We start from the raw sequence: 23,531 nt of genomic DNA, 5'->3' as shown, positions 1-23,531 counted from the left end.
AAGCTTTCGCCTTGCGGCGAGTTACTTTTCTTTGCTTGTGCAAAGAAAAGTAACCAAAAGAAAGCACACCCCGCAGCGCGCCCTCCGCGCTACGCGCTCCGGGTGCGCAGCCACGACGGGGATTCGCGGAAGGGGCATCCTGCCCCTGCCGCGAACGGCGCACATCCATGTGCGCCGCCCTTCGGGTTTTTCCCCGCCGCGGCTGCCGCGCCGAGGGGACCCGGTAAGTCAAAGGCAAAGCAAGAGCAACCGCGGGAGCAACCGCGGGAGCAAAAGCGGGAGCAAAAGCGGGAGCAAAAGCGGGAGCAAAAGCGAAGGCCGTCGCGTCGGCCGCCGCCGCAGAGCCGATCAAATGGGCCACTGCCGGGCACGCTGCCCCACACATCGCTTGCGACCACCTGCGTGGCCACCGCCGATCCCGGCACACGCGCGCCTGCCACCGCGAGCCTATACGCCCGCTCACATCCGGAACACCCCGAACCGGCTCGGCTCCGCCGGCGCGTTCAACGCCGCCGACAGGCCCAGCCCCAACACCCGCCGCGTCTGCGCCGGATCGATCACCCCGTCGTCCCACAACCGCGCACTGGCGTAGTACGGATGCCCCTGGCGCTCGAACTGATCGCGGATCGGCGCCTTGAACGCCGCCTCCTCGGCGTCCGACCACTGCCCGCCCTTGGCCGCGATGCCGTCGCGGCGCACCGTCGCCAGCACGCTCGCCGCCTGCTCGCCGCCCATCACCCCGATGCGCGCGTTCGGCCACATCCACAGGAAGTTCGGCGAATACGCCCGCCCGCACATGCCGTAGTTGCCGGCGCCGAACGAACCGCCGATCACCACCGTCAACTTGGGCACCTTGGCGCAGGCCACCGCCATCACCAGCTTGGCGCCGTCCTTGGCGATGCCGCCGTGCTCGTACTTGCGGCCGACCATGAAGCCGGTGATGTTCTGCAGGAACACCAGCGGAATGCCGCGCTGCGCGCACAGCTCGATGAAGTGCGCGCCCTTCAGCGCCGACTCGGAGAACAGGATGCCGTTGTTGGCGACGATGCCGACCGGATAGCCATGAATGTGCGCGAAGCCGGTGACCAGCGTGCTGCCGTAGCGCGCCTTGAATTCGTCCAGGCGCGAGCCGTCCACCACCCGCGCGATCACCTCGCGTACGTCGAACGGCTTGCGCGGGTCGGCCGGGATCACCCCGTACAGCTCCTCGGCCGGATACAGCGGCGGCTCCGGCGCGCGCAGCGCCAGCGCCGGGGCCGGCTTGCGCCAGTTGAGCTGGGCGACGATCGCGCGCACCCGCGCCAGCGCCTGCAGGTCGTTGTCGGCGAAGTGGTCGGCCACGCCGGAGATGCGCGTGTGCACGTCGGCGCCGCCCAGCTCCTCGGCGCTGACGTCCTCGCCGGTGGCGGCCTTCACCAGCGGCGGGCCGCCGAGGAAGATGGTGCCCTGCTCGCGCACGATCACCGTCTCGTCGCTCATCGCCGGCACGTAGGCGCCGCCGGCGGTGCACGAGCCCATCACGCAGGCGATCTGGGCGATGCCCTGCGCCGACAGGTTGGCCTGGTTGTAGAAGATCCGGCCGAAGTGGTCGCGGTCGGGGAATACCTCGTCCTGCAGCGGCAGGAACGCGCCGCCGGAATCGACCAGGTAGAGGCACGGCAGGCGGTTCTGCTGGGCGATCTCCTGCGCGCGCAGGTGCTTCTTCACCGTGATCGGGTAATAGGTGCCGCCCTTGACCGTGGCGTCGTTGGCGACGATCACGCATTCCACCCCGGACACGCGGCCGATGCCGGCGACCACGCCGGCGCACGGCACCTCGTCGTCGTACAGGCCCAGCGCGGCCAGCGGCGCGATCTCCAGGAACGCGCTGCCCGGGTCGAGCAGGGCGTCGATGCGTTCGCGCACCAGCAGCTTGCCGCGCGCCTGGTGCTTGGCGCGGGCGGCGTCGCTGCCGCCCAGGGCGATGCGCGCCTGGGTGGCGTGCAGGTCGTCGACCACCGCGCGCAGCGCGGCGGCATTGGCGGCGAAGGCGTCGCTGCCGGATTGCAACTGGGTCTGGATCGCGCTCATGGCTGGGCCGTGGGGGGAAGGAGGGAAAGGTGGACGGCGACTGTGGGAGGGGCTTCAGCCCCGACGCGATGGCGCCGGAACGGCCTGTCGGCCGATACCTCTTTCGCCGCGCATCACTTGGTCCGCTCGAACAGCTCGCGGCCGATCAACATGCGGCGGATCTCCGAGGTGCCCGCGCCGATCTCGTAGAGCTTGGCGTCGCGCCACAGGCGCCCGGTCGGGTAGTCGTTGATGTAGCCGTTGCCGCCCAGCACCTGGATCGCCTGGCCGGTCAGCCAGGTCGCCTTCTCGGCGGCGTAGAGGATCGCGCCGGCGGCGTCCTGGCGGGTGGTGCGGCCGGCGTCGCAGGCGCGCGCCACCGCGTACACGTAGGCGCGGCAGGCATTCAGGCCCACGTACATGTCCGCCAGCTTGCCCTGCATCAGCTGGAAGCTGCCGATCGGTTCGCCGAACTGGCGGCGTTCGTGCACATACGGCAGCACCACGTCCAGCGCCGCGGCCATCAACCCCAGCGGCCCGCCGGACAGCACCACACGCTCGTAGTCCAGGCCGGACATCAGCACGCGCACGCCGCCGCCGATCTCGCCCAGCACGTTCTCCGCCGGCACCTCGCAGTCCTGGAACACCAGTTCGCAGGTGTTGGAGCCGCGCATGCCGAGCTTGTCCAGCTTCTGCGCGGTGCTGAAGCCGGGCATGCCCTTCTCGACCACGAACGCGGTGATGCCGCGCGCGCCGCCGCTCGGGTCGGTCTTGGCATAGACCACCAGCACGTCGGCGTCGGGGCCGTTGGTGATCCACATCTTATTGCCGTTGAGCACGTAGCGGTCGCCGCGCGCCTCGGCGCGCAGCTTCATCGACACCACGTCCGAACCGGCGCCGGGTTCGCTCATCGCCAGCGCGCCGACGTGCTCGCCGCTGCACAGCCTGGGCAGGTAGCGCGCCTTCTGCGCCGGGCTGGCGTTCTTGCGCAGCTGGTTCACGCACAGGTTCGAGTGCGCGCCGTACGACAGGCCGATCGCGCCGCAGGCGCGCGAGATCTCCTCCATCGCCACCACGTGCGCCAGGTAGCCCATCGCGCTGCCGCCGTACTCCTCTTCGACGGTGAGGCCGAGCAGGCCCTGCTCGCCGAGCTTGCGCCACAGCGGCGCGGGAAAGGCGTTGTCGCGGTCGGCCTGCTCGGCCAGCGGCGCGATCTCGCGCGCGGCGAAGGCGGCGACGCTGTCGCGCAGCAGGTCGACCTCCTCGCCCAACTCGAAATTCAACGACGGCATCAGCATGGCGGCAACTCCGGGGATGGCGGATGGCCGGCGGCGCCTAGAATCGGACCCGCGCCGGGCAAGAGCGCCCAGCGTAGCCGGGAACGGCAAAGAAGTGAACAGAAATTCATTAATTGAACATAGAATCAGCCATGGCCTACAAACGCTCCGCCCTGATGGAAGAACGCCTCGCCGGCAACCGCCAGCGGATCCTGCTGGCGGCGCGTCGGCTGATCGCCGCCGACGGCTTCCGTGGCGCCCCGGTGACCGCGGTGGCGGCCGAGGCCGGCGTTTCCACCGGGCTGATCTACCGGCATTTCCCGTCCAAGGCCGAGCTGTTCGTGGAGGTGCTGACCGCGGCGGTGGAGCACGAGCTGACCATCCTGCGCGGCATCGCCGCCGCGCCGGCGCCGGCGGCGCAGCGCCTGCGCGAGGCCATCGCCTCGTTCGTGCGCCGCGCCCTGGCCGGCCCCGGGCTGGCCTACGCCTTCATCGCCGAGCCGGTGGAGCCGGAGGTCGACGCCGAGCGCATCCGCTGCCGGCGCCTGCTCGGCGACGTGTTCAAGGGCATCCTCGCCGACGGCGTGGCCGCGGGCGAGTTCCCCGCGCAGGACCTGGATGCGGCGGCCGCGTGCCTGGTCGGCGCCTACACCGAGGCCCTGGTCGGCCCCACCGCGCCCAGCCGCGACGGCCCACGCGACAGCGAGCGCCTGGTCGAGGCGGTGTGCGGGTTCTGCCTGCGCGCGGTGGGCAGTGCCTGAGCGTGTCGACCGCCGTAGCGCATGTGTCGAACTGCTGCGATGCAGCACGCATCGCCTGCGATTCCGTGCGGTTCCGGCGTGCCGCGCGGCGCAAACGCTGGCTATACTCGGCCGCGTAGCGGTGGTCCGGATTACCACGTGCCAAAGGGGTGTGATGTGCGGAATTACGACCTCGAATTTCTCAAGCGCTTCTCGATGGTGATCGGCCTGCTGGTGCTGATCACCCTCGGCCTGATCGTGTTCGCGCACTACCTGCAGCGGGCCATCCCGCCGGAGGTCTCGCCGATCGCGCAAAAGCGCACCGAGGAGCGCATCGCGCCGGTGGGCGCGGTCTACGCCGGCAGCACCGGCGCCGCGGCGCAGGCCGCCGCGCAGGCGGCGGCACTGGCCAAGGCCTCGGCGCAGGCGGCCTACGGCGGCACCACCGACGGCAAGACCATCTTCAACAACCTGTGCACCGCCTGCCACACCACCGGCGTGGGCAAGGCGCCGACGCTGGACCACGCGCATTGGGATGCGCGCATCGCGCAGGGCAAGGAGACGCTCTACAAGCACGCCATCGAGGGCTATACCGGCCCCGACGGCGGCATCATGCCGCCCAAGGGCGGCAATCCCGGCCTGACCGAGGAGCAGATCCACGCCACCGTGGACTGGATGCTGGCCAACCTGAAGTAACCTTGCGCCTCCCGCACGCCATTGCGCCGCCTTCGGGCGGCGCAGTCGTTTCCGCGCCCGTCGCGTGCCGGCGCAAAACAAGGAGAGTGATCGCATGCGCATGCCGCCGCCATCGTTGTTGTCGTTGTTGCTGCTGGTCGCAGCCCCCGCCGCGCAGGCGCTGACGCCGCCGACGCTGCTGCCGATCGGGCAGTTGCGCCCGGGTCCGCAGGCGCAGGGTGTGGTGTTCGAGGGCGTGGTCACCGCGCGGGTGGAGGCCGGCGGCAGCGGCTACCTGGTGCAGGACGCCGGCGACGACGATCCGCTCACCGCCGACGCGCTGCTGGTGCGCGGCGATGCCGAGCGCAGCCTGACGCCGGGCGACCGCGTGCGGGTGTGGGGCGAGCTGGCGCCGCAGGCCGCGGCGCCGGCCAAGGCCGGCACCGCGTTCGTCGGGCGCAGCGTGCTGGAGCAGGGGCATACGCTGCTGGCGCGCGCGCAGCCCTTGCCGTTGCAGGTGCTCGACGCCGCACCGGCCGACTGGTCGGCGCTGGCCGGCATACGCGTGCGCATCGCCGCGCCGCTGACCGTGGTCGACAACGACGCGCTGGGCAAGACCGGCGAACTGGGCGTGGCCTTTGGCGGGCGCCTGTGGCAGCCCAGCGAAGTGGCCGCGCCCGGCAGCGCCGAGTTGGCGGCGGTCGTGGCCGACAACGCGCGGCGCGGGCTGCGGCTGGGCACGCTCGGTGCATCGACTCCGACTCCGACTTCGGCAACGGCAACGGCAACTGCAAAACTCCCGGATTATCTGGGCAGTGCCACTGCGCCGCCGCGCGCGGGCAGCACGGTGCAGGACGTGGAGGGCATCGTCGGTGGGGTGATCGATGGCACCGCGCGGCTGTACCCGACCGCTGCGTTGCAGCTGACCCCGCCGCCGGAGCCGGCGCCGCCGCAGGTCGACGGCAGCGTGCGCATCGCCGCGTTCAATCTGGAGAATTTCTTCAACGGCGACGGCCGCGGCGGCGGTTTCCCGACCTTGCGCGGTGCGCGCACGCCCGCCGAGTTCCAGGCGCAGCTGCGCAAGCTGGTGGCGACGATCCGCCCGCTGCAGGCCGATGTCGCCGCGTTGATGGAGCTGGAGAACGACGGCTACGGGCCGACCTCGGCGATCGCCAGTCTGGTCGATGCGCTCAACGCCGGTGGCGGCGACTGGCGCTTCGTCGATGCCGGGCGTGGCCCCGGCGACAACCCGATCCGGGTCGGGCTGATCTACCGTGCCTCGCGGGTCAGCCCGGTGGGCAAGCCGGCGGTGCTGGAAGGCGGGCCGTTCGCCGAGCACAGCCGGGTGCCGTTGGCGCAGGCGTTCCGCCGCGGCAACGGTGTGCCGTTCGTGGTGGTGGCCAATCACTTCAAGTCCAAGGGCTGTGGCGAAGCCAGCGGCGCCGACGCCGACCGTGGCGACGGCCAGGGCTGCTGGAACGCGACCCGCACCGAGTCGGCGCGCCGCGTGGACGCGTGGTTGCGCAGCGACCCCACCGGCACCGGCAGCGCGGCCAGCGTGTTGCTGGGCGACTTCAACGCCTACGCGATGGAAGATCCGCTGCGCCTGCTGGGCGATGCCGGCTGGCGCGACGCGCTGCGCGAGGCGCATGTCGCGCAACCCTACAGCTTCGTCTATCGCGGCCTTAGCGGCCGGCTGGACCACGCCTTGCTGAGCCCGGCGCTGGCTTCGCGGTTGCGCGGCGCCGCCGAATGGCACGTCAACGCCGACCTGCCCGACAGCGACGGCTACCGCGAGCGCGATCTGCCTGGTCCGTGGCGCAGTTCGGACCACGATCCGTTGCTGCTGGGGTTTGATCTGTAGGCCGGGAATGGGGAAATGGGAATGGGGAATCGGGAAAGCTGGTTGTCGCTTTCCTTTCCCAGCCTCGATGTACGGGGCGTACCGCCGTAACTGATGTCATGCGCGAAGCGCACGACTGCCGTCATGCGTAATAGTGCTGTGTTTCAGACGGCACGTGCTGCGCGTCCCGCCTTGCATGTCACCAACGGCTCTTGAGGACTGCTTATGTCCCTTGTGGCGTTGCCGCGCGTGTTGCCTTGGTGCCGACCGAAGCCGGTAGATGCCGAGCTTTTGCCCGATAGAACGACAGCATCGACTGTTGCGGTTGCGGTTGCGGTTGCGGTTGCGGTTGTTATTGCTTTGGTTGTGGTAGTTGTTGTTGTTGCCGTTGCCGTTGTTCTGGCTTTTGACTTACCGGGTTCCCTTCCGAAGCGGCGGCCAGCGCGGGGAAAAACCCCGAAGGGGCGGCGCACAGGGATGTGCGCCGTCCGCGGCAGGGGCAGGATGCCCCTTCCGCGGATCCCCGGGCTGGACGCGGACCCGGAGCGCGTTAGCGCGGAGGGCGCGTAGGCAGGGTGTGCTTTCTTTTGGTTACTTTTCTTTGCACAAGCAAAGAAAAGTAACTCGCCGTCAGGCGAAAGCTTTGCTCTTGCTCTTGCGGTGGCGATCGCTAGATCGTAGGAGCGGCTTCAGCCGCGACCCACATGATCGGTAATGCATGTCGCGGCTGAAGCCGCTCCTACAGACCTTCTCGTCTGACACGCAAAATTCAAGCAACAGCAAAGGCTTTCGCCCTAACGGGCGAGTTACTTTTCTTTGCTCGCGCAAAGAAAAGTAACCAAAAGAAAGCGCGCCCTGCCTTGCGCCCTCCGCGCTGCGCCCTCCGCGCTGCGCGCTCCGCGCTGCGCGCTCCGGGTCCGCGGATGCACCGGGGATTCGCGGAAGGGGCATCCTGCCCCTGCCGCGAACGGCGCACATCCATGTGCGCCGCCCTTCGGGTTTTTCCCCGGTCCATCCGCCGCTGCGGAAGGGAACCCGGTAAATCAAAAGCAAAACAACAGCAAAACAACGGCAACAGCAATGGCAACAGCAACGGCAACAGCCAAAGCCAAAGCCGCAACAACAACACTGCGCCTCGACCCGATTGCCGCCTCCAGTAACCGTGCGCTATGCCGCCTGCCGCCCGCCTGCCTGTTAGTGCCGGCAACGCTGCCGGTGCCGGCGCCAGTTCCACAGGTGCGCACTGGCCAAGGCCAGGCTGCCGCTCACCGTCATTGCGGTTTCGCTGGCCTCGTCGGGAATGCCGAAGGCGCCGGCCAGCAGACCGAGCAGGCCCAGCGCCGCCAGCGTCCACAGCGGCCAGGGCAGCGCGTCGCGCTGGTGCCCGCGCCACAACGCCAGCCCCGCCAACGGCGCGGCGATCGCCACGAACAGCACGTGCACCCATTCGGCCTCGGCCCAGACGCCGAACAGCGGCAGCGCCGCCGCCAGCAACGGCAACGCCAGGCAGTGCAGCAGGCACAGCCCGGACAACACCATCGCCGAAGCATCGAAGAAGGATTGCGGCAGGGATTTCATGGACGTCCACTCCAAAGCAGCAAGTGTTATATAGTAACACTTCTTGCCCGCCACGCCTCCGCGCCGATGCCCGCCATGTCCACGTCCGCCGTTTCCGATCGCCGTCTTCCCGTCACCGTCCTGTCCGGCTTCCTTGGCGCCGGCAAGACCACCCTGCTCAACCGCGTGCTGCACAACCGCGACGGCCGCCGGGTGGCGGTGATCGTCAACGACATGAGCGAGGTCAACATCGACGCGGCGCTGATCCGCGACGGCGGCGCCGCGCTCAGCCGCACCGAAGAGACCCTGGTGGAGTTCAGCAACGGCTGCATCTGCTGCACCCTGCGCGACGACCTGCGTCAGGAAGTGCAGCGCCTGGCCGAGAGCGGGCGCTACGACTACCTGCTGATCGAATCCACCGGCATCTCCGAGCCGATGCCGGTGGCGGCGACCTTCGCCGTGCGCGATGCCGACGGCCGCGGCCTGGCCGACGTCGCGCGCCTGGATACCATGCTCACCGTGGTCGACGGCGTCAGCTTCCTGCGCGACTTCGGCTCGGCCGAGCGCCTGGCCGACCGCGGCCTGCAGGCCGGGGACGACGACGACCGCGGATTGGTCAACTTGCTGGTGGAACAGATCGAGTTCGCCGACGTGATCGTCGTCAGCAAGGCCGACCTGGCCGATGCGGCCACCCTCGACCGTACCCGCGCGGTGCTGCGCGCGCTCAACCGCGACGCGCGCATCGTCGAGGCCAGCCGCGGCGAGGTGCCGCTGGACCTGGTGCTGGACACCGGCCGCTTCGACTTCGTGCGCGCGCAGCTGGCGCCGGGCTGGATGCAGGCGTTGCGCGGCGAGCACGCGCCGGAGACCGAGCAGTTCGGCATCGAAAGCTTCGTCTATCGGGCGCGCCGGCCGTTCCATCCGCTGCGCTTCGCGCGGCTGGCGCAGCGCGGCCTGCGCGACGTGATCCGCAGCAAGGGCTTCTTCTGGCTGGCCAGCCGCATGGACTGGGTCGGCGAACTGTCCATCGTCGGCGCCGCCACCCAGACCCAGGCGGCCGGGTTCTGGTACGCGGCACGCGAGCGCGTGGACCGCGGCCTGCTGGAGACGCCGCTGGTATTGCCGCCGTCACCGCTGCCGTACACCGAGCTGGGCTGGCAGCGCCAGCAGACCGCGTGCTGGAACGCGCCGCCGCCGCAGGCCGAGGAGGTCGGCGATGCGCGCGAGTACGCGGCGTTGCGCGCGATGTGGCATCCGCTGTGGGGCGACCGCCGCCAGGAACTGGCGGTGATCGGCGTCGGCCTGGACGAGGCGCGGGTGCGCGCCGAACTCGATGCCTGCCTGCTCGACGATACCGAGCTGCGGCAGGGGCCGGTGGCGTGGCAGGGGTTGGAGGATCCGTTTCCGGTGTGGAGGCGTTGAGGGGCCGGGAATCGGGAATCGGGAGTGGGGAATCGTAGGAGCGGGCTGCGGGCGCTGAGGGTTGGTTGCCAGCGCCAGGGCCGACGATTCGCGGTGAGCAGTGTCCAGAGCGGATAGGCGTTGAGCGGCCTGGAATTCGGGAGTCGGACCTGGGACGCGCAGGCGCGCGCTGCAGGTTAGCCGCGCGCGCCCAGCGCGATCAGGACGATCGCCGGCACCGCCAGCAGCAGGCCCAGGCGGTTCCAGCGGTTGGTCTGCTCGCCGAATACGGCGATGCCGAGCACGGTGCCCAGGCCGATCACGCCCAGGTTCATTGCCGCGAACACGCTGGCCGGGCTGTCCGGCAGCGCCTGGTGCGCGCGCACGTAGAACAGGATATTGCCGAAGTTGAGCGTGCCCAGCAGCAGGCCGGCGCCGAGGTTGCGCCAGGCCAGCGCGGCGCTGCCGCGCAGGTGTCGCCACAGCTGCACGCCCAGCAGCAGCACGAGGGCCAGGGCGAAGGCCACCAGCAGCGAGGCGGCGAACGGGGTGCCGGCCTGGGCGATGCGCTTGAGCAGTACGTCGATCGCGGCGAAGCCGACCCACACCAGCAACAGCCATGGCGCGGTGCGGGCGGCGCTGCGCGGCGTCGTGTCCGGCCGCTGCACGATGCCGGCGATCGCCAGCAGGCCCAGCGCCAGGCCGGCCAGCTTGACGCCGTTGGCGCGTTCGCCGAACCAGAGGAAGGCCGCCGCCAGCGACAGCAGCAGCGACAGCCGCTGCGCCGCGTCGGTGCGCACGATGCCGGCGCTGGCGACCGCGCGGCCCAGCACCAGGAAGATGCTCGGCAGCAGCACGCCCAGGGCCAGCAGCGCCGCCCACGGCGTATGCGCGTTCTTCAGCGCGGCCAGCGGCGGGTGCAGCAGGGCGGCGCACAGCAGCAGCGCCGCCAGGTAGTTCCAGGTCACCGCCTGGGCCAGGTCGATGCGCCGTTGCGGCGCCAGCTTCAGCAGCGCCGAGACCAGCACGCTGCACACCACACTCAGCAGGACGAAGACCACACGCAGGATCCGGATCGGGAGAAAAAGAACGCTGCGTGCACCGCATCGGCATGTGGCCGCGACCCAGCCCCGGTATTATGACCGCATGACCTCTCCCGCTTTCCCCACCGCTTCCGGCGCGCTGACGCTGCAAGGCCCCGCCGGCCCGATCGAGGCCGCGGTCGATCTGCCCGACGCCGACGTCGCCGCGCTGCCGGTCACCGCCATCGTCTGCCATCCGCTGTCCACCGAAGGCGGCAGCATGCATAACAAGGTGGTGACGATGGTCGCGCGTGCGCTGCGCGAACTGGGCGTGCGCGTGGTGCGCTTCAACTTCCGCAGCGTCGGCGCCTCCGCCGGCAGCTTCGACCACGGCGACGGCGAGCAGCAGGACCTGGCCGCGGTGGCCGCCTGGGTGCGCGCGCAGCGTCCGCACGACGCGCTGTGGCTGGCCGGTTTCAGCTTCGGCGCCTACGTCTCGCTGCGCGCCAGCGCCGCGCTGCAGCCGCAGGTACTGATCTCGATCGCGCCGCCGGCCGGGCGCTGGGATTTTTCCGACATGGCGCCGCCGCCGCAGTGGCTGGTGATCCAGGGCGAGGCCGACGAGATCGTCGACCCGCAGGCCGTGTACGACTGGCTGGAGACCCTGCAGGCGCAGCCGCAACTGGTGCGCATGCCCGACACCAGCCATTTCTTCCATCGCAAGCTGATCGACCTGCGCGGCGCCCTGCAGCACGCGGTCAAGGCCTGGCTGCCGGCGGCACAGGCGTGAGCGCGGCGGCATTGCCGTCGCAGCGCTACGCCGAAGGCGTGGCGCGCGGCGACTGGCGCGACGATCCGGCCCAGCACGCGGCGCTGGCCGAACTGGACCGCATCCACACCGCGATCGTGGACGGGGACCAGGAGGGCTGGCTGGACCGCCTGTCGGCGTTCTGGAAGAAGCCCGAGCCGGTGCGCGGCCTGTATTTCTGGGGCGGGGTCGGCCGCGGCAAGACCTTCCTGGTCGATCTGTTCTACGACGGCCTGCCGATCACGCGGAAGTACCGCACCCATTTCCACCGCTTCATGCGCGGCGTGCACGAGCGCCTGCGCGAGCACGCCGGGCAGAGCGATCCGCTGGCGAAGATCGCGCAGGAGTGGCGCAGCCGGCTGCGCGTGCTGGTGCTGGACGAGTTCTTCGTCACCGACATCGGCGATGCGATGCTGCTGTCGCGCCTGCTCGAGCGCTTGTTCGCCGAGGGCGTGACCCTGGTCACCACCTCCAACACCGCGCCGCAGAACCTGTACCTCAACGGCCTGCAGCGCGAGAGCTTCCTGCCGGCGATCGGCTTGCTGCAGACCTATTGCGTGGAGCTGTACGCCGAGGGGACCGAGGACTACCGCATGCGCGCGCTGACCCGCTCGCCGGTGTACCGCGCGCCGCTGGCCGAGGACAGCGACGCCTGGCTGGGCGAGCGCTGGAGCGCGTTGACCGGCAATGCCGAGGCGCGCCGCGGCAACATCGAACTGGAAGGGCGCAAGATCCCGGTGCGCGCGCGCGGCAAGAGCATCGTCTGGTTCGATTTCGCCGCCCTGTGCGAAGGCCCGCGCGGTCCCAGCGACTACATCGAGATCGCGCACGAGTTCACCACCGTGCTGCTCGGCGGCATCCCGCACTTCGATCGCATGAACGAGGATGCGGCGCGGCGCTTCGTCAACCTGATCGACGAGCTGTACGACCGCCACGTCAACCTGGTCTGCACCGCGCAGGATCCGCCGCCGTTGCTGTACACCGGCGAGCGCTTGGCCGGGGCCTTCGAGCGCACCGCCTCGCGGCTGATCGAGATGCAGAGCGCCGAGTACCTGGCGGCCGCGCACCGGGTCTGAGCGCGGCAGCGGCCACGCGCGCTCAGCGCACCGCGCCGGGCCGGCACAGCCCGGCGACGAAGCGCGGCATCAGGCCCGCGCCTGCGATTTCCTCCAGATAGGCGGCGGCCGGGCAACTGGCGCCGCCTTCGCTGCGTGCGCAGCGGGCCGGGCCGGACGCACCGTCCTGCGGCAACTGCCGGTCCATGGCCTGGCGCTGCGCCGCGGCCAAGCCGTCGCGAAAGCGCTCCTCGGCAGCGAGCAGGTCGGCCGGGGTCAAGCGCTCGGTCGGCACGCCGGGGCACTGGCGGCGGGTTTCGCGGGCCAGTGCGTCGGCGCCGGCACCGACCAGCACCGGACCGTGGGGCAGGGTGTTGGGCGCGGCCTTCGGCAGCGCGGCGGACGGCGCGGCGCCGAGCGCGGCCAGCAGCAGGAACGATGCGCGCATGCGGAAGCTCCTCGGGGATGCGCGGCAGCGTAGTCCTGCGCCGGTGGCCGCGGGTGGCAGGACGCGGCGCCCGCTTCAGCCGGGAGTTAGCGCAGGTATAAATATCGCTTGCTATTAAATAGCGCGCTATGTAATGTGGCGTCCATGGACCGCACCTCTCCCGCCGACGCCACCGCCCTGCTCAAGCTGGACACCCAGCTGTGCTTCGCGCTGTATTCGGCCAACCTGGCGATGCACAAGCTCTACCGTGCGCTGCTGCGCGACCTCGGCCTGACCTATCCGCAGTACCTGGTGATGCTGGTGCTGTGGGAGCAGGACCAGCGCAGCGTCTCGGACATCGGCGAGCGCCTGTTCCTGGATTCGGCCACGCTGACCCCGTTGCTCAAGCGCCTGGAGGCGGCCGGCCTGCTGACCCGCAGCCGCGCCGCCGAGGACGAGCGCCGCGTGCTGATCGCGCTGACCGCCGATGGCCAGGCCCTGCGCGCGCGCGCGCAGGCGGTGCCGGAAGGCGTGCTGTGCGCGGTCACCTGCGATCTGCAGCAACTGACCCGGCTCAAGCACGACCTGGAAGAGGTCCGCGGCAAGTTGCTGGCCGCGGCCTGAGCGATTCCCACCCCCGATCCCGCAATCCCCTCTACCCCTGGCGCCGCGGCGCCGCCCTGTAAGGAGAACCACCATGGCTTCACCGACCACCATCGTCTACACCGCCGTTGCCACTGCCACCGGGGGCCGCGACGGCCGCGCCGCCACCCCGGACAAGGCGCTGGACGTCAAGCTGTCGACCCCGCGCGAGCTGGGCGGCGCCGGCGGCGACGGCACCAACCCGGAGCAGCTGTTCGCGGCCGGCTACTCGGCCTGCTTCATCGGCGCGCTGAAGTTCGTCGCCGGGCAGGAGAAGGTCAAGCTGCCGGCCGAGCCGAGCATCGAAGGCCATGTCGGCATCGGCCAGATCCCGGGCGGCTTCGGCATCGCCGTGGAACTGCGCATCGCCGTGCCGGGCCTGGAGCGTGCGACGCTGGAATCGCTGGTGGAGAAGGCGCACCAGGTGTGCCCGTACTCCAACGCCACCCGCGGCAACATCGACGTCAAGCTGGTCGTGCTCGACTGAGCCAGCGGGATGTCCGGGCCGGCGCGTGCGTCGGTCCCTGGCGGTAAGCGACGGGCGGCCACTGGCCGCCCGTTCGCGTTGCAGGCGCCGTGTGTTGCCGCGCACATTGAGGACGCCTTGCGTCAATGCAATAGTGTGCGCTTCATCAAATCGAGCACGCCATGCTCAGTTCCGCCTACAACGCCGAGACCGTTGCCGCCTTTCTCCAGGGCGCGCGCCGCCTGCTGGTGCTGACCGGTGCCGGCATGTCCGCCGAGAGCGGGGTACCGACCTTCCGTGGCCAGGACGACAGCCTGTGGGCGCGTTTCGATCCGGAACAGCTGGCCACCGAGGACGCCTGGCGCGCCGATCCGGCCCTGGTCTGGGGCTGGTACCGCTGGCGCATGGCGATCGTGGCGCAGGCGCAGCCGCACGCCGGGCATCTGGCGCTGGCGCGCCTGGCCGAGATCCGCCACACCACGCTGGTGACCCAGAACGTGGACGACCTGCACCAGCGCGCCGGCAGCGAGGTCGCCGCGCACGTGCATGGCCGCCTGTCGGCGCTGCGTTGCAGCGACTGCGGCCAGCCCTGGCGCGGGCTGCTGCCGCCGGTGGACGTGCACATGCCGAGCCAGCGCCTGGCACCGCCGGTGTGCGCGGCCTGCGGCGGCACGGTGCGCCCGGGCGTGGTGTGGTTCGGCGAGGCGCTGCCGGCGGCGGAGTGGGCGCGGGCGCAGACCGCGGCGGACGCCGCCGATCTGGTGCTGGTGATCGGCAGTTCCGGCCTGGTCCATCCGGCGGCCGGCCTGCCGCTGCAGGCCAAGGAGCGCGGCGCCTGCGTGGTCGAGATCAATCCCGAACCCAGTGCGCTGTCGGCGCGCGCCGACCTGCACTGGCGCGACAGCGCGGCGGTGGCGCTGCCGTTGCTGCTGCAGCAGTGCCTGGTGGCCTGAGCGCGTTGCCGGCCGCGGAAGCTGCGCACGGCGCTCAGCGCAGCGTGTGCAGGAACGCGTCCACCGCCGCGGTGTAGGCCGAGGGCAGGCCCAGCTCGCGGTTGATCTCGGCGTGGCTGGCATCCTGCGGCAGCACTTCGACGCGGATGCCGCGTGCGTTGGCCTTGGCGGCCAGGCGGCGCGCCTGCGCGCAGGCATCGGCGCGGCGGCTGGAGCACACCGCCAGCAGCGGCGGCGCGCTGTTGCCCATGACGTGGTACGGCGAGGCGGCGATCCAGTCGCTGCGTGCGCTGCCGAAGGCGCGGTCGTACAACGGCAGGTGCCGGCCCTGCATCACCTGCTCCACGTCCATCGCCGCGCTGTCCAGCGCCACCGTGCCCAGCGGCCGACGCGCCCCGGCCTGCGCCAGCAGGTCCGGCGACAGGTCCAGCAGGGACACCAGGTGCGCGCCGGCCGAGTGGCCCATCAACACCAGCTGCGCCGGGTCGGCGCCCCACTGCGGCGCCAGCTGCTGGATCCGCGCCACCGCGCGCGCCACGTCCTGCGCCTGCTGCAGCGGCGTGGCCTGCGGCAGCAGGCGGTAGTTCACCGACACCAGCGCACGGCCCTGCGGCAGCCAGTGCGCGGCCTTGTTGGCGGCCACGCCGGGGTTGTCCTTGTCGCCGTCGGCCCAGCCGCCGCCGTGCACCATCACGATCAGCGGGGCCTGGCGCGCGCCGGCCGGCAGGTACACGTCCATGCGCTGCGCCGGGTCCTGCCCGTAGGCGACGTCGCGCAGCACCTGCGCGCCGGCGGGCAACGGTGCACGCGCGGTGTCGGCGCCTTCGCGCTGGGCCAGGCGCTGCAGCAGGCGTGCGCGCAGGCGCCCGTCCTGGGCGTGGCCGGGGGCGGCGGATAACCCCGGCAGCAGCAGCGCCAGGGCGAGCAGGCAACGGGCGGGCGAGGGACGCGACAGGCGCATGGGCGGATCACTCCATGAAGGACGACGAAGGCGGTCGTGGCGCGGCCGGCCCGTGTGGGCGCCGGCACGCGCCGGGGTCATGCCGGGCGCAGGTGCAGGCTGGCGCACAGGCCGTGCGGAACGATGGGCTGCAGCAGCAACTGGCCGCGATGCTGGCGCGCGACCCGCTCGACGATCGCCAGGCCCAGTCCGCTGCCGCCGTGGCCGCCGTGCACGAACGGCTGCGGCGCGCGCGCGGCCAGCGCCGGGTCCAGGCCGGGGCCGTGGTCGCGCACCTCGATGCGCCAGCCATCGCCGCCGTCGCCGTGCAGGCGCAACTGGAACGGCGCGGCGCCGTGCCGCTCGGCATTGCCGATGAGGTTGCCGAGCGCGCGCTGCAGCGCCAGCGGCCGCCCGTACAGCGGCGCCTGCGCAGGCAGCAGCTGCTCCCAGCCGGGCTGCGCCGCGCCCAGCGCCTGCCGGCAGAGGTCGGCCAGGTCCAGCGCCACGGCCGGTTCGTCGCGGCCGTCGCGGGCGTAGGCGATGAACTGCGCCAGGATCGCGTCGATCTCGCCGATGTCGCGTTCCATGCCTTCGCGCAGGTCCGGCTCCACCTGCGGCAGCAGCGCCAGCGCGTATTGCAGCCGGGTCAGCGGGGTGCGCAGGTCGTGGGAGATGCCGGCCAGCAGCAGCACACGCTCGGCCGCGGCATGGCGCACGTCGGCGCTGGCCTCGGTCAGCGCCTGCGCCAGCGCCGCGACTTCGCGCGGGCCGCCGGTGGCGATCGGCGCGGCCTGCTCGCCGCGCACCAGGTGCGGCGCGGCCTGCGCCAACTGCCGCAGCGGGCGCACCAGGCGCCGCGCGGCCAGGGCGGCGGCCAGCCAGACCAGCAGCGTGCAGCCGGCCAGCAGCGCCACCGAGAATCGGCGCAGGCCGTGTCCGTGCGGCTGGCTGGAGAATGCGATCCACAGCGGCGTGGGCGTGGCCAACTGCAGCCACAGGGTGCCGTCGGCGTCGCGCCGCAACGCGCGTCCGGGGCCGAGCTGGTCGGCCGCGCGGCGCTGCACGGCGTCGACCAGCGGGCCGGCGGCACTGGCCGAGGGCGGCGCGGTGCGCAGTTGCAGCCCGGCCTCGCGCAACGCCGGCGCCAGCGCCGCGGCGTCCGGCGAGCGCTGCAGCGCCTCGGCGACATTGGCCAAGCCGTGCAGCACGCGCAGTTGCTGCTGCGCCGCTGGTCGCAGCGCCAGTTCGCGGCCGAGCAGCAGCGCCAGCAGGCCGGCGCCGGCCAGCACCAGCGCGATCACCAGCGCCAGCTGCCCGAACAGGCTGCGCGGCCAGCCGCAGGCGCCAGGGGCGGCGCCGCTCATGCCTGCGGCTCCGGCGGCACGTACACGTAGCCCACGCCCCACACGGTCTGGATCAGCCGCGGCAGGCGCACGTCGTCCTCCAGCAGCTTGCGCAGCCGCGCGACGATCACGTCGATGCTGCGGCCCAGCGGCTCGTGTTCGCGGCCGTGGGCCAGGCTGGACAGGCGGTCGCGGCTGAGCGGCTGCTGCGGATGCCGCAGCAGCACCGACAGCACCGCGAACTCGGCGGTGGTCAGCTTCAGCGGTTCGCCATCGCGGCGCAGTTCGCGCCGTCCCAGGTGCAGGCGGAAGCGGCCGAAGCCGATCTCGCCGCCCTCCGGCTGCGGCGCGCCGGCGCCGCCCGGGCGGGTGCGGCGCAGCACCGCGCGGATCCGCGCCAGCAGCTCGCGCGGGTTGACCGGCTTGGGCAGGTAATCGTCGGCGCCGATCTCCAGGCCGACGATGCGGTCGATCTCGTCGCCCTTGGCGGTCAGCATCACGATCGGGGTGGTGTCGCCCTGGCCGCGCAGGCGCCGGCAGATCTCCAGGCCGGTCTCGCCGGGCAGCATCAGGTCCAGCACCACCAGGTCGTAGTGGCCGCGCGCCAGCGCCTGCTGCAGTTGCACGCCGTCGGCCGCCGCCTTGACCGCGAAGCCCTGGCTCTCCAGGTAGCGGCACAGCAGGGCGCGCAGGCGGTCGTCGTCGTCGACCAGCAGCAGGCGGGGAGCGGGCGCGGCATCGTGCATGGCCGTCACTATCGGCTGCGCCGCCACCTTGCGGCAACGGCGGCCGCGGCGCATCTGTAAGCGGATGTTTCCGCCGCGGCCTGCGGCAACATCCGCTGGCCGATGCGGCGCCCGCGGCGCCCGCGTCGTGGCTACGGTGGCATCCGGCAGCACGCCGCTGCCGTCACCGGAGTCCGCCATGTCGCTGTCCCGTCGCATCTCCCCGTTGCTGCTGGCGCTGGCCGCCGGCGTCCTGGCCGTCCCTGTCGCCCAGGCGCGCGAGCACACCCGCACGCGCACCGCCGGCGGCGCCGATGGCGCCCGCCACGCCGCCGTGCAGGCCAGCGCCAGCGGCGCCCACGGCAGCACGCAGCGGGCCCGGCAGTGGCAGGCCGACGGCCAGGGCAACGCCAGCGCGGGCAGTGCCGCCACCCGCACCACCGCCGCCGGCGGCAGCGCCACGCGCCAGGGCAGTACGGACCGCGATGCCGATGGCAGCCTCAGCCGCCAGGGCAGTGCCAGCGTCCAGCGCGCCGACGGCGCCAGCGCCAGCAGCAGCGGCAGCCTGACCCGGGCCGCCGACGGCACGCGCAGCGGCAGCCGCCAGAGCAGCGTCGACGGCGCGCAGGGCAGCTACCAGGGCAGCACCAGCGTGCAGGGCGGCAGCATCGTCCACACCGGCACCTGCACCGACGCGAGCGGCACCGTGGTGCCGTGCCGGCCGTAGGCGAGGGCGCGGCGGCGGGGCGGTTCCAGGACATACGCCCGCGTCCGCCGCCGGCTTCACAGACCCGTCACGGCCGCGAACGGGCCCTCCGCGGCGGGCCGGAACCCGCCGCCATCGGCAAACCGTTGCCAGGCTTAGGTTTTCGTAATTCCACCCATATTTAGCGTTGACGTCGTCGAGCGACCACACTATCTTGGGGTGGTCGGTTCCGGCGGCCCCAAGCCGCGGGATCAAAAGGGAAGCCGGTGCGGCGTGGCAACGCCAATTCCGGCGCTGCCCCGCAGCGGTAATTGGGAACGAACCCGTCATCCGCACTGAGGCGCCCGCCTTGGGAAGCGACGGGCTAGGAACCGGCCACGCGGCCGCCGCCCATCAGCCCGAAGACCTGCCGACAGCCGCGCGAAGCACACCGCGCGGCGCCGACCGTGTGATCTCCGGGGGGAGAGGGTCGGTGCAGCGACGACCGCCCGCAGGCCCGCCGCCTGCGCCGTTGCAGTCTTCGCGACACCGCCGCCACCCGCCGATCCGGTCGGACCGCTGCCTGCGAGGGTCGGGCGGCCGCGTGCACCACGCTTGGAGACCTTCATGAGCCAGACCCACAGCCTGCCGGCCACCGCGTCCGTGGACGCCGTCGTCGACCCCACGACCGCTGCCGCCACCGCCCAGCCGGAGCCGGCCAGCAGCGAGCCGAGCAACGACCAGCGCGCCGTGACCTGGATCGTCAAGGACGGCGGCAACCGCCGCATGGCCTTCGACCGCTCGCGCCTGCAGCGCACCCTGGACCGGATCCACGCCGAGTTCCCGCAGCTGGACGTGAGCGACTACGAGCGCAAGGCCTTCGCCTTCATCGAGAAGAAGGAAAGCCTGTCGGCCGACGACATGGTCGACTACCTGATCCGCGAGGCCGAGTCGCGCGTGGACATCGCCACGCCGGAGTGGGAGTACTTCGCCGCGCGCCTGTACCTGGACCGCCTGTACAAGCGCGCCAGCAAGAACCGCTTCTACGATGCCGGCGAGAAGTACGGCTCCTACGTCGGCCTGCAGGAAAGCCTGGCCGACCGCGGCGTGTACTCGATCGACATCCTCAAGAACTACTCCAAGGACGAACTGGCCGAAGCCGGCCGCATGATCGACCCGGAGCGCGACAAGCTGTTCGCCTACAACGGCCTGTACCTTCTGGCCACCCGCTACCTGGCCACCGACAACTCGCGCAAGGTCTACGAACTGCCGCAGGAGCGCTGGCTGACCATCGCCCTGTACCTGATGCAGGACGAGAAGCCGCGCGAGCGGCGCATGCAGCTGGTCGGCGAGGCCTACTGGGCGCTGTCCAACCTGTACATGACCGTGGCCACCCCGACCCTGGCCAATGCCGGCAAGATCGGCGGGCAGCTGTCGAGCTGCTTCATCGACACCGTCGACGACAGCCTGCAGGGCATCTACGACTCCAACACCGACGTGGCGCGCGTGTCCAAGCACGGCGGCGGCGTCGGCGCCTACCTGGGCTACGTGCGCTCCTCCGGCTCGGCGATCCGCGGGGTCAAGAACTCCAGCGGCGGCGTGGTGCCGTGGATCAAGCAGCTCAACAACACCGCCGTGTCGGTGGACCAGCTCGGCCAGCGCAAGGGCGCCATCGCCGTGTACCTGGACATCTGGCACCGCGACATCGAGGCGTTCCTGGACCTGCGCCTGAACAACGGCGACCAGCGCCTGCGCGCGCACGACGTGTTTACCGCGGTGTGCGTGCCGGACATCTTCATGGAAGCGGTGGAGCGCCGCGGCGAGTGGTACCTGTTCGACCCGCACGAAGTGAAGGAGGTCAAGGGCTGGTACCTGCAGGACTTCTTCGACGAGAAGCGCGGCGAAGGCAGCTTCCGCGCGCGCTACGAGGAAGTGGTGGCCGACGAGCGCATCGGTCGCAAGGTGGTCAAGGCCATCGACATGTTCAAGCGGATCATGGTCAGCCAGCTGGAGACCGGCAACCCGTTCATGTTCTATCGCGACGAAGTCAATCGCATGAACCCGAACAAGCACCAGGGCATGGTCTATTCCAGCAACCTGTGCACCGAGATCCTGCAGAACATGAGCCCGACGCGGGTCATCCAGGAGATGATCAGCGGCGACCAGATCGTCACCACCAAGCAGGCCGGCGACTTCGTCGTGTGCAACCTGTCCTCGGTGAACCTGGGCCGCGCGGTCACCGCGCAGCCGGACCTGCTGTCGCCGGACATCCTGGAGCGGCTGATCCGCATCCAGGTGCGCATGCTCGACAACGTCATCGACCTCAACGAGCTGCCGGTGCCGCAGGCCACCATCACCAACCAGAAGTACCGCGCGATCGGCCTGGGCACCTTCGGCTGGCACCACCTGCTGGCGCAGAAGGGCATCGACTGGAACTCGCCGGCGGCCGAGGAGTACAGCGACACGCTGTACGAGCGCATCAACTACCTGACCATCCAGGCGAGCCTGGCGCTGGCCAAGGAGAAGGGCGCCTACAAGGTGTTCAAGGGCAGCGACTGGCAGAACGGCGAGTACTTCAGCAAGCGCGGCTATACCAGCGCGGAGTGGCAGGAACTGGCCGCGCAGGTCGGCGTGCACGGCGTGCGCAACGCCTGGATGGTGGCGGTGGCGCCGAACATGAGCACCGCGCAGATCGCCGGTTCCACCGCCTCGATCGACCCGATCTACAGCGCGTTCTACTACGAAGAGAAAAAGGACTTCCGTCGCCCGGTGGTGGCGCCGGGGCTGACCGTGGACACCTACCCGTACTACGAGAAGGGCGCCTACCGGGTCGACCAGTTCGCCAGCGTGCGCCAGAACGCGCGCCGCCAGCGCCACGTCGACCAGTCGATCAGCTTCAACTTCTACGTGCCCAGCGGCATCCGCGCCAGCACCCTGCTGGACCTGCACATGACCGCGTGGAAGGAAGGCCTGAAGACCACCTACTACGTGCGTTCCAACGACATCGACATCAGCGAGTGCGAGTGGTGCTCGAGCTGATCGCTGGCGCCTGAGTCCAGCGTCGCGCGGCAGGCCGGTCCTGCCGCGCGCGTTCCGCATTCCCGCGCCGACCGCCGGCGCCGTTCACCCGACTTCACGAAGCAACTTCCATGGCCATCGCGCTCGACCGCATCAAGATCCTCGAACCACTGCACCCCAACCGGTCCACCGGCATCATCAACGGCACCACCAGCGGCATCCTCAACTGGAACGACATCCCGTACCCGTCCTTCTACCGGGCGTACAAGGAGCTGTCGACCAACTTCTGGATCCCCGACGAAGTGGACATGAAGGGCGATGCCAAGCAGTACGGGGAGCTATCGGCGCGCGAGAAGAACGCCTACGACTCGATCATCGGCCTGCTGGCCACGCTGGATTCGCCGCAGACGCGCTTCATCTACAACGTCGCCGAATACATCACCGACCCGGCCGCGCACGCCAACGCCGCGATCATCGGCCAGCAGGAAGTGATCCACAACGAGAGCTACTCGTACGTGCTGGCCTCGATCGCCGGCCTGGCCGACCAGAACCGCGTGTTCGAGATCGCCCGTACGCACCCGACCATCATCGCGCGCAACCAGCCGATCATGCAGGCCTACGACGACTTCATGCGCGAGAAGACCGCCGAGACCCTGCTGCGCTCGCTGATCCAGTCCTCGATCCTGGAAGGCATCAACTTCTATTCCGGCTTCGCCTACTTCTACAACCTGGTGCGGCAGAACCGCATGACCGGCACCGGCAAGATCATCAGCTTCATCAACCGCGACGAGCTGGCCCATACCAAGTTCATCAGCGAACTGATCCGCGCCATCATCGGCGAGAACGCCGAGCTGCAGACCAACGAGCTGACCGACTACGTGCACCAGGCCTTCGAGCATGCGATCCGCCTGGAGACCGAGTGGTCCTCGGAAGTGCTCGACGGCATCGAGGGCATTGACGTGGACGAGATGATCCAGTACGTGAAGTACCGCGCCAACAAGATGTCCGGCATGCTCGGCATCGAGAAGCTGTACAGCGGCGCCAGCGACAACGTGATGCCGTGGATCAAGGCCTACGCCGACAACTTCACCGAGACCAAGACCGACTTCTTCGAGATGCGCAACGCCAGCTACAAGAAGACCAACTCGGACAACGGCTTCGACGATCTCTGAAGAGCCGGGATTGGGGAATCGGGAATGGGGATTGGTAAAGGCAAGTCTCCGCGCTCTGACGAATCCCCAATCCCGAATCCCCGCCTCATGAAAATCTTGCTCGCCTACGCTTCGCTCAGCGGCAACACGCGCGACGTCGCCCGCCGCGTGCATGCGCAGTGCGAGGCGGCGGGGCACGAGGTCACCTGGATCCACACCGACCTGCAGACGCTGCAGGACGCGCTCGGCGATGCAGGGCGCGCGGCGGAGTTCGATCTGCACCTGCTCGGCAGCTGGACCGACAACGCCGGGCGCACGCCGTCGGAGATGAAGCGCTACATCGCCGAGCTGGTCGAGGCGACCGGCAAGACGATCGAGGTGGCGGTGTTCGGCACCGGCGAGACGCAGTGGGGACTGGAGTACTACTGCGGTGCGGTCAAACGCATCGCGCGGTTCTTCGACAGCGCCTATCCGGTGCTGGAGATCGAGCAGATGCCGCATGGCGACCGCGACAGTGCCGCGATCGACGATTGGTGCGCACGCGTGCTGGCCTTGCGCGCGGCACGCGCGTCGTCGGCAGGCGCCGTGCCGGGCGCCGCTGCCGCGCCCCCGTCCGCCGCTGCGGGCGGGTTCGCTTCGAGGGTGTTGCCGCTGCATGGCAGCGGCTGACGCCGTCGTCCATCCGTTTTCCTGGCATCACCGGCGTCGCCATCGCACGCCGTGCTTCCTCCGACATCAGACAAGGTTCCGT

21 protein-coding genes and 1 riboswitch are annotated in these 23,531 nt (G+C 70.5%); of the genes, 13 read left to right on the top strand and 8 right to left on the bottom strand.

The genetic code is table 11. The features are described 5' to 3' along the window. Nucleotides 1–459 precede the first annotated feature (459 nt). Nucleotides 460–2,070: a carboxyl transferase domain-containing protein gene (locus tag NKJ47_RS20590; protein WP_254459555.1), complete on the bottom strand. Its 1,611-nt coding sequence runs from the start codon at nt 2,068–2,070 to the stop codon at nt 460–462. Between the two features lie 113 nt (nt 2,071–2,183). Further along, on the bottom strand, nt 2,184–3,347 hold the full coding sequence (locus tag NKJ47_RS20585; RefSeq protein ID WP_254459554.1) for an isovaleryl-CoA dehydrogenase: 1,164 nt from the start codon (nt 3,345–3,347) through the stop codon (nt 2,184–2,186). Between the two features lie 131 nt (nt 3,348–3,478). On the opposite strand from NKJ47_RS20585, the gene NKJ47_RS20580 reads away from it, so the two are divergent. The 3 genes from NKJ47_RS20580 to NKJ47_RS20570 all read left to right on the top strand — a co-directional run bounded on the left by NKJ47_RS20580 (nt 3,479) and on the right by NKJ47_RS20570 (nt 6,605). Beyond that, a complete protein-coding gene (locus tag NKJ47_RS20580) occupies nt 3,479–4,087 on the top strand; it encodes a TetR/AcrR family transcriptional regulator (RefSeq protein WP_254459553.1) in 609 nt (202 codons plus the stop codon). 156 nt (nt 4,088–4,243) lie between these two features. Beyond that, nucleotides 4,244–4,762 carry a c-type cytochrome gene (locus tag NKJ47_RS20575; RefSeq protein WP_254459552.1) on the top strand — a complete coding sequence of 173 codons (519 nt, stop codon included), beginning with the start codon at nt 4,244–4,246 and terminating at the stop codon, nt 4,760–4,762. A 94-nt stretch (nt 4,763–4,856) separates the two neighbouring features. Next, on the top strand, nt 4,857–6,605 hold the full coding sequence (locus NKJ47_RS20570) for an ExeM/NucH family extracellular endonuclease (protein WP_254459551.1): 1,749 nt from the start codon (nt 4,857–4,859) through the stop codon (nt 6,603–6,605). A gap of 1,173 nt (nt 6,606–7,778) precedes the next feature. Here NKJ47_RS20570 and NKJ47_RS20565 read toward each other — a convergent pair. Further along, a complete protein-coding gene (locus tag NKJ47_RS20565; RefSeq protein ID WP_254459550.1) occupies nt 7,779–8,162 on the bottom strand; it encodes a MerC domain-containing protein in 384 nt (127 codons plus the stop codon). A 75-nt stretch (nt 8,163–8,237) separates the two neighbouring features. Here NKJ47_RS20565 and NKJ47_RS20560 point away from each other — a divergent pair, with 75 nt between their 5' ends. Next, entirely contained in the window at nt 8,238–9,563 is a 1,326-nt protein-coding gene (locus NKJ47_RS20560; RefSeq protein ID WP_254459549.1) for a GTP-binding protein, read from the top strand. 176 nt (nt 9,564–9,739) lie between these two features. Here NKJ47_RS20560 and NKJ47_RS20555 read toward each other — a convergent pair whose 3' ends face one another. Then, nucleotides 9,740–10,603, bottom strand: a complete 864-nt coding sequence (locus NKJ47_RS20555) for an EamA/RhaT family transporter (protein WP_254459548.1) — start codon at nt 10,601–10,603, stop codon at nt 9,740–9,742. A gap of 85 nt (nt 10,604–10,688) precedes the next feature. Here NKJ47_RS20555 and NKJ47_RS20550 point away from each other — a divergent pair, with 85 nt between their 5' ends. Continuing rightward, complete coding sequence (locus NKJ47_RS20550) at nt 10,689–11,354, top strand: alpha/beta hydrolase (RefSeq protein WP_254459547.1); 666 nt, start codon at nt 10,689–10,691, stop codon at nt 11,352–11,354. Further along, complete coding sequence (zapE, locus tag NKJ47_RS20545) at nt 11,351–12,448, top strand: cell division protein ZapE (protein WP_254459546.1); 1,098 nt, start codon at nt 11,351–11,353, stop codon at nt 12,446–12,448. The genes NKJ47_RS20550 and zapE overlap by 4 nt, the downstream gene beginning before the upstream one ends. Nucleotides 12,449–12,470: 22 nt before the next feature. Here zapE and NKJ47_RS20540 read toward each other — a convergent pair whose 3' ends face one another. Continuing rightward, the gene (locus NKJ47_RS20540; RefSeq protein ID WP_254459545.1) at nt 12,471–12,875 is read right to left on the bottom strand and encodes a hypothetical protein; all 405 of its coding nucleotides are present in this window, start codon (nt 12,873–12,875) and stop codon (nt 12,471–12,473) included. 144 nt (nt 12,876–13,019) lie between these two features. Here NKJ47_RS20540 and NKJ47_RS20535 point away from each other — a divergent pair, with 144 nt between their 5' ends. From NKJ47_RS20535 to NKJ47_RS20525, 3 genes are all read left to right on the top strand, one after another. Beyond that, nucleotides 13,020–13,478: a MarR family winged helix-turn-helix transcriptional regulator gene (locus NKJ47_RS20535; RefSeq protein WP_254459544.1), complete on the top strand. Its 459-nt coding sequence runs from the start codon at nt 13,020–13,022 to the stop codon at nt 13,476–13,478. A 73-nt stretch (nt 13,479–13,551) separates the two neighbouring features. Then, complete coding sequence (locus NKJ47_RS20530; protein ID WP_254459543.1) at nt 13,552–13,983, top strand: organic hydroperoxide resistance protein; 432 nt, start codon at nt 13,552–13,554, stop codon at nt 13,981–13,983. Between the two features lie 161 nt (nt 13,984–14,144). After that, nucleotides 14,145–14,915: an SIR2 family NAD-dependent protein deacylase gene (locus NKJ47_RS20525; RefSeq protein ID WP_254459542.1), complete on the top strand. Its 771-nt coding sequence runs from the start codon at nt 14,145–14,147 to the stop codon at nt 14,913–14,915. Between the two features lie 34 nt (nt 14,916–14,949). Here the strand turns inward: NKJ47_RS20525 and NKJ47_RS20520 are convergent, their stop codons facing one another. The 3 genes from NKJ47_RS20520 to ompR form a co-directional block, all read right to left on the bottom strand. Beyond that, nucleotides 14,950–15,876: an alpha/beta hydrolase gene (locus NKJ47_RS20520; protein WP_254459541.1), complete on the bottom strand. Its 927-nt coding sequence runs from the start codon at nt 15,874–15,876 to the stop codon at nt 14,950–14,952. Between the two features lie 77 nt (nt 15,877–15,953). Next, the gene (locus tag NKJ47_RS20515; RefSeq protein ID WP_254459540.1) at nt 15,954–17,222 is read right to left on the bottom strand and encodes an ATP-binding protein; all 1,269 of its coding nucleotides are present in this window, start codon (nt 17,220–17,222) and stop codon (nt 15,954–15,956) included. Continuing rightward, entirely contained in the window at nt 17,219–17,947 is a 729-nt protein-coding gene (ompR, locus tag NKJ47_RS20510; RefSeq protein ID WP_254459539.1) for a two-component system response regulator OmpR, read from the bottom strand. The genes NKJ47_RS20515 and ompR overlap by 4 nt, the downstream gene beginning before the upstream one ends. A gap of 178 nt (nt 17,948–18,125) precedes the next feature. Here ompR and NKJ47_RS20505 point away from each other — a divergent pair, with 178 nt between their 5' ends. From NKJ47_RS20505 to NKJ47_RS20490, 4 genes are all read left to right on the top strand, one after another. Further along, complete coding sequence (locus NKJ47_RS20505; RefSeq protein ID WP_254459538.1) at nt 18,126–18,653, top strand: hypothetical protein; 528 nt, start codon at nt 18,126–18,128, stop codon at nt 18,651–18,653. Between the two features lie 186 nt (nt 18,654–18,839). Next, nucleotides 18,840–19,060, top strand: a riboswitch (cobalamin riboswitch). Between the two features lie 178 nt (nt 19,061–19,238). Further along, complete coding sequence (locus tag NKJ47_RS20500) at nt 19,239–21,650, top strand: ribonucleoside-diphosphate reductase subunit alpha (RefSeq protein WP_254459537.1); 2,412 nt, start codon at nt 19,239–19,241, stop codon at nt 21,648–21,650. A 110-nt stretch (nt 21,651–21,760) separates the two neighbouring features. Next, the gene (locus tag NKJ47_RS20495; RefSeq protein WP_010340146.1) at nt 21,761–22,801 is read left to right on the top strand and encodes a ribonucleotide-diphosphate reductase subunit beta; all 1,041 of its coding nucleotides are present in this window, start codon (nt 21,761–21,763) and stop codon (nt 22,799–22,801) included. Nucleotides 22,802–22,888: 87 nt separating this feature from the next. Then, nucleotides 22,889–23,449, top strand: coding sequence for a flavodoxin (locus NKJ47_RS20490; RefSeq protein WP_254459536.1), 561 nt, complete (start codon nt 22,889–22,891; stop codon nt 23,447–23,449). Nucleotides 23,450–23,531: the final 82 nt, after the last annotated feature.

It is taken from the genome of Xanthomonas sacchari (assembly GCF_024266585.1).
GTDB lineage: Bacteria > Pseudomonadota > Gammaproteobacteria > Xanthomonadales > Xanthomonadaceae > Xanthomonas_A > Xanthomonas_A sacchari_C.
Note: the sequence above shows the minus strand (reverse complement) of the source record. Positions and strands in the feature narration are given on the sequence as shown.

Coding starts and splice junctions, on each gene's coding strand:
- NKJ47_RS20500 (WP_254459537.1), top strand. CDS start 19,239: ATGAGCCAGACCCACAGCCTGCCGGCCACCGCGTCCGTGGACGCCGTC.
- NKJ47_RS20505 (WP_254459538.1), top strand. CDS start 18,126: ATGTCGCTGTCCCGTCGCATCTCCCCGTTGCTGCTGGCGCTGGCCGCC.
- NKJ47_RS20540 (WP_254459545.1), bottom strand. CDS start 12,875: ATGCGCGCATCGTTCCTGCTGCTGGCCGCGCTCGGCGCCGCGCCGTCC.
- NKJ47_RS20550 (WP_254459547.1), top strand. CDS start 10,689: ATGACCTCTCCCGCTTTCCCCACCGCTTCCGGCGCGCTGACGCTGCAA.
- NKJ47_RS20535 (WP_254459544.1), top strand. CDS start 13,020: ATGGACCGCACCTCTCCCGCCGACGCCACCGCCCTGCTCAAGCTGGAC.
- NKJ47_RS20525 (WP_254459542.1), top strand. CDS start 14,145: ATGCTCAGTTCCGCCTACAACGCCGAGACCGTTGCCGCCTTTCTCCAG.
- NKJ47_RS20580 (WP_254459553.1), top strand. CDS start 3,479: ATGGCCTACAAACGCTCCGCCCTGATGGAAGAACGCCTCGCCGGCAAC.
- NKJ47_RS20560 (WP_254459549.1), top strand. CDS start 8,238: ATGTCCACGTCCGCCGTTTCCGATCGCCGTCTTCCCGTCACCGTCCTG.
- NKJ47_RS20495 (WP_010340146.1), top strand. CDS start 21,761: ATGGCCATCGCGCTCGACCGCATCAAGATCCTCGAACCACTGCACCCC.
- NKJ47_RS20585 (WP_254459554.1), bottom strand. CDS start 3,347: ATGCTGATGCCGTCGTTGAATTTCGAGTTGGGCGAGGAGGTCGACCTG.
- NKJ47_RS20590 (WP_254459555.1), bottom strand. CDS start 2,070: ATGAGCGCGATCCAGACCCAGTTGCAATCCGGCAGCGACGCCTTCGCC.
- NKJ47_RS20520 (WP_254459541.1), bottom strand. CDS start 15,876: ATGCGCCTGTCGCGTCCCTCGCCCGCCCGTTGCCTGCTCGCCCTGGCG.
- ompR (WP_254459539.1), bottom strand. CDS start 17,947: ATGCACGATGCCGCGCCCGCTCCCCGCCTGCTGCTGGTCGACGACGAC.
- NKJ47_RS20515 (WP_254459540.1), bottom strand. CDS start 17,222: ATGAGCGGCGCCGCCCCTGGCGCCTGCGGCTGGCCGCGCAGCCTGTTC.
- NKJ47_RS20570 (WP_254459551.1), top strand. CDS start 4,857: ATGCGCATGCCGCCGCCATCGTTGTTGTCGTTGTTGCTGCTGGTCGCA.
- NKJ47_RS20565 (WP_254459550.1), bottom strand. CDS start 8,162: ATGAAATCCCTGCCGCAATCCTTCTTCGATGCTTCGGCGATGGTGTTG.
- NKJ47_RS20490 (WP_254459536.1), top strand. CDS start 22,889: ATGAAAATCTTGCTCGCCTACGCTTCGCTCAGCGGCAACACGCGCGAC.
- NKJ47_RS20530 (WP_254459543.1), top strand. CDS start 13,552: ATGGCTTCACCGACCACCATCGTCTACACCGCCGTTGCCACTGCCACC.